This window comes from Prosthecobacter sp., from assembly GCF_044378005.1.
Taxonomy (GTDB): Bacteria; Verrucomicrobiota; Verrucomicrobiia; order Verrucomicrobiales; family Verrucomicrobiaceae; genus Prosthecobacter.
On the sequence record NZ_JBILYB010000254.1, the window covers coordinates 1 to 4,733 of the forward strand.

Sequence of the window (4,733 nt, forward strand, 5' to 3'; positions counted from 1 at the left end):
AATTCGTCATTTTCGGCACCGCCGAACATCGTCTTCATCCTCGCTGATGACTTTGGCTATGGCGATCTTGGCTGCATGGGAGGCACGGACATCGCCACGCCGAACATCGATCGGCTCGCCGCCGAAGGTGTGAAGTTCACCGACTTCTACGCAAACGCCCCCGTCTGCACACCGACACGAACCGGCTTCATGACTGGACGCTGGCAGCAGCGCTGCGGGCTGGAGTTCGCTTTTGGTTATCAGGTGGAGCAGTTTCGCCGCGTAAAGAGCGAGTGGGTGCCGGAGAAGGACATCCACGGCCTCGGCCTGCCTTTGAGCGAGACCACCATCGCCGACCGGCTCAAGTCCGCCGGTTACGCTACGGGTGCCTTTGGCAAATGGCACCTCGGTTTCAAAGATGAATACAATCCCACCAAGCGCGGTTTCGACGAATACTTCGGCGAACTGCTCGGCCATGCTGACTACTACCAGCACGCCTATTACGATGGCACCTACGCGCTACGTGATGGCCTCAAGCCCGTGAAGCGCGAAGGCTACTTCACTGACCTCGTCAATGAGCGTGCCGTGAAGTTCATCACCGCTCACGCGAAGCAGCCCTTCTTCCTCTACGTGCCGCATCTCGCCGTCCACGCACCTTTCCAGGCACCCGACAAGCCAGACACGCCGATGGTCACCAAGGAGTCCATGCATCACGGCAGCCGTGCCATTTACAAAGCCATGGTCGAGCGCATCGACCACGGTGTCGGCCTCATGCTCGCCGAACTGGAGAAGCAGGGCATCGCGGACAACACGCTCGTCGTCTTTTCCAGTGACAACGGTGGCGAGCGCTACAGCCGCAACGCACCGCTCTTTCATCACAAAGCCACCGTCTGGGAAGGTGGCATTCGCGTGCCCTGTCTCATGCGCTGGCCGGCGAAGCTGCCGAAAGGCAAAGTCACCTCCCAGATGGGCATCACCATGGATCTGCACGCCACCTTCCTCGTCGCAGCGGGTGTGACTTCACCTGCACCGAAACCTCTCGATGGCATTGATCTCCTCCCGCTCCTCGCCTCCGACTCCAAACCCATCGACCGCACCTTCTTCTGGCGCATCGACCGCTCCAATCGCAAACAGCGGGCCATCCGCCAGCGCCAGTGGAAGTACATCAATGACGGCAACACGATGGATCTGCTCTTTGATCTCAGCGCCGACATCGGTGAGCGGACGAACCTCGGCTACCAGCACCCTGAGATCCTCGAAGACCTGAAATCGAAGCTCAAAAGCTGGGAAGCCGAGATCGATGCCACCGAGCGTGAGATCCTCGTCCGCTGAGCCGCTCTTCAAACGGCGATTCTTGAATCGGACACTTACCCCCCACTTGGCCGCCAGTCCGACGGAGTTGGTTCACGCACATCAACGGCGGCGATGCCGGGGCGTGTGAAGCGGATTTTTCGCGCTCGGAACAAGGCGCCGAGCGCTTGTTTGAAGGCGGCTTTGCTGGCTTCGAAAGTTTCACGGATGCGCTCGGGCGGACTGTCGTCGTCGAATTCAAGTTTGCCACCGTTCGCGGAGAGCACTTCGAGGATGCGCTCGGTGAGCGGGGCGACGCGTTGATAACCGGAGGCGTCGAGACTGAGATCGATCTTCCCGCCGGGTTGAGTGCCGACGATGTAGCCTTTGACCTCCTGCCCCGGCTTCAGCGGCATGGTGATGCGGCTTTCATGCAGCAGGCCCATGTGTGTGCCACCGACGAGGGCGTTGTAGCCCATGGGGGTGCGATTGGCGATGATGAGGCTGACTTCCTGACCTTTGCGATAAGGCACGGGCTGGCGGCTGAGATGCTTGTTCAGCTTCGTGGTGGCGATGATGCGGTCGGAGCGTTCGTCGAGCTTCACGAAGACGAGCACCTTTTGCCCGACCTGCACTTTGTCGAGCTGCTCGCGGAAGGGCAGGAGCAGATCTTTGGGCAGGCCCCAGTTTAAAAATGCCCCCATTTGCCGATGCACGCCGATGACTTCCAGCGAGGCGAACTCACCGACCAAGGCCAGCGGCTTCTCGGTGGTTGCGATGACGCGGTCCTCGGAGTCGCGGTAGATAAAGACATCGAGCAAGTCATCCAGTGCCGTGCCTTTCGGGATGTAGCGCGTGGGGAGGAGTATCTCTCCGTGATCGCCGCCATCGAGATAAATGCCGTGGGGCGTGCTGTAGAGCACCTTGAGTCGATTGAGTCTGCCGAGATCTGCCATGTGGACTGAGGTTAGGCGCGAGTGGGCTGTTCTACAAACAGCAAAGGGCGGCATCGCTGCCGCCCTTTGGAGAAAGATTTGTCGTTGGTATTACTTGAGGTCTGCTGGCTTCACGCCGCGCTTGAAGCCACGGAAGCGGTGCGGATCGTTGAGGTCTGTGCCGTCTTTGGTGCCGTACATCAGAGGCTTGAAGTCACCGACGTAGGTCACATCCGCCGAGGCTGGGACTTCGAGACCGAGGCCCCAATAAACTCCGTTCACGACGAGGCGGCGCAGACTTTCGTTGGTCAGGTCAGTGGCAGCCCCCATGGTGGTGCAGAGGACTTTGTTCGTCTTGCCGGACTCGTTTTTGACTTCACGGGACCAAGCGATGGGCATCATGGGATCATTCACGGACTGCTCCGTGCCAGCCTTGTTCTTTTTGCGGTAGTCTGCTGGCGGGCTGCCGGGCTCCATGCCTGCGAGCACCTGGCCCCGGGCGAGGATCACTGCATCGGCTGGAGGGGCAGCTTCATACACGTCCGTGGTGCCGAAAAGATCGGTCACGCCGCGAAGCAGGGCGTTGTCCTTGGCCGTGGACTCCAGGATGCCTTTCGTGGCTTCGGAGCGATGTTTGCCCCAGTGGCTGACCCAGGTTTCGCCGAGGAAGATGCGGCCAAAGCCACCTTTCTCGTTGTTCCAGGCCCAGGCTCCATAGGTGCTGTCCTTGGCCATGTTGAAGGCGTGGGTCGAGGTGCGCAGGCCGATGATCGGCACGCCACGCTGGACGGCGTCGTGGAAGTGCTTCATGGCTGCGTCGGGCCAGTGGCGGAAGCGGATGGACATGAGGATGGCATCGGCGCTGTCGAGTGCGGCGGGGTTGGTGACGCTCTCCTGGTTGTTCGAGTCGATGAAGCCGTCTTTGTCCACGGAGAAGAGGACGGTGGTCTTGAAGCCGTGGCGCTCGCTGAGAATCCTGGCGAGCATGGGCATGGCCTCCTCGCTGCGGTATTCTTCGTCACCCGAGATGAGGACGATGTGCTTGCCCTTGGCTTCGCCTTTCGGCTCGTAGGTCAGGAAGTCATCAGCAGCGAGGCAGGTGCCCAGCGGCATGGCAGCAAGGAGGGAAAGAAGGAGGCGACGATTCATGGCAGTATGGGTTGGGGGCGGGATGGTGAGCTAAGACGGCCCCTGGCGTCCATCGCTTTCCACGCACGGCAGGATTTTAGCGCGGCGGTGGCTCAATTTTGTTTCAAGACGAACTCCCCAATCTGCTGTGCGGCTTCGAGGGTGATCTCGGCTTCAGTGTTGACCTCCAAATCGGTGAAATCTCGGCGATGGGCGATGCGGCCTGCTTTCCAAACCCAGGCGCGTGGGTTGTAGGGGCCGACTTTGCGTGGATCGCTCCAGGTGTGGAGGCCAAGGGTGCGGTCGTTCACGGCGGCGGCGATGTGCATGGGGCCGCTGTCCACGCTGATGACCCAGCGGGCAGATCTGAGGCAGGCGATGAGTTCGGCCAGAGTGGTGCGATGACTGAAATCCGTGATGTGCCCGCCGGTGGGCCGCACTTTGTCTTCGCTCATGCCGACGAGGACGACGGGACGCGGGGCGAGGGTGTCGCAGAGGGCTTGCAGAGCTTCGTTCGACAAGGATTTGCCTACTCCGCGCGACCAGGGATGGACGACGATGAGGTCATCGCGCTGCGGCCAGTCTTTGGGCAAGGTGCCAGGGGCGAGGGGGAAGCTGAGGTTTTCGGCGTCGATCTCGATGCCGAGAGCGCGGGGCAGTGCGAGGTAGCGATCCACGGCGTGGGCGGCGGGATCGACGTAGATGATGTGATCGTGGAGCAGGCGCGCGCCTTCACGGGAATCGGACAGGCCGAGGATGGGGCGTGAGCCGCTGGCGCGGGCAAGCACGGCGCTGCGGAGCAGACCCTGGAAGTCGAGCACGATCTCGGGCCCGCGCTGGGTGGGCAGTGTCTGCTTGGCCCAGCGGGTGGCTTTGAAGATGGCGGTCAGGCCACGGAAACTTTTGCGCGGGAATGGGATAACTTCATCGAGCCACAGCGTGCCCTGCAATAGCGGTGTCCATTCGGTGTTGGCGACCCAGCGCAGCCGGAGGTGGGGGTGGGCCAGCTTGATCGCGTGAACGGCGGGCAACGTGTGCACGATGTCTCCCAACGAACTGGGTTTGACGATCAGGGCTGATCGAAACTCCGCGAGGTCTGGCAACGCGGGGTGGCTCATGACTTACTTGCCGAGGGCGAGGCGGTCGGCGAGCAGGGAGGGGAGGCCGGCTGCGCGGATTTTGTTCTGCGCGGTCTGGATGTCATACTCGAGACGGCGGATGGAGATCGTCTGTGCCTGCACATCATAAATGGCATAGGAAGCACGCCAGTCGCCATCGCGCGGCTGGCCGACGGAGCCGACGTTGACGAAATACTTCACCCCGCGCTGGAGCTGAACCTCGGTGCCACGAGCTGCGCGGACGGAGTCGTCTTTTTCAAAAATGCGCGGGACGTGGGTGTGA

The 4,733-nt window shown here is 61.4% G+C and carries 5 protein-coding genes; 1 reads left to right on the forward strand and 4 read right to left on the reverse strand.

Annotation, left to right across the window (positions count from 1 at the left end; genetic code table 11):
- On the forward strand, positions 1 to 1,311 hold a 1,311-nt coding region (locus AC6FTP_RS25535), incomplete at its 5' end, for a sulfatase (RefSeq protein WP_497209725.1).
- A gap of 35 nt (positions 1,312 to 1,346) precedes the next feature.
- Here the strand turns inward: AC6FTP_RS25535 and AC6FTP_RS25540 are convergent.
- The 4 genes from AC6FTP_RS25540 to AC6FTP_RS25555 form a co-directional block, all read right to left on the reverse strand.
- Positions 1,347 to 2,225 (reverse strand): CvfB family protein, encoded by an 879-nt coding sequence (locus tag AC6FTP_RS25540; protein WP_497209726.1) that lies wholly within the window; start codon positions 2,223 to 2,225, stop codon positions 1,347 to 1,349.
- A gap of 90 nt (positions 2,226 to 2,315) precedes the next feature.
- Positions 2,316 to 3,353: a ThuA domain-containing protein gene (locus AC6FTP_RS25545; protein WP_497209727.1), complete on the reverse strand. Its 1,038-nt coding sequence runs from the start codon at positions 3,351 to 3,353 to the stop codon at positions 2,316 to 2,318.
- 92 nt (positions 3,354 to 3,445) lie between these two features.
- Complete coding sequence (locus tag AC6FTP_RS25550) at positions 3,446 to 4,450, reverse strand: glycosyltransferase family 9 protein (protein ID WP_497209728.1); 1,005 nt, start codon at positions 4,448 to 4,450, stop codon at positions 3,446 to 3,448.
- Between the two features lie 3 nt (positions 4,451 to 4,453).
- A partial coding sequence (locus AC6FTP_RS25555; RefSeq protein ID WP_497209729.1) for a metallophosphoesterase family protein occupies positions 4,454 to 4,733 on the reverse strand: 280 nt, incomplete at its 5' end.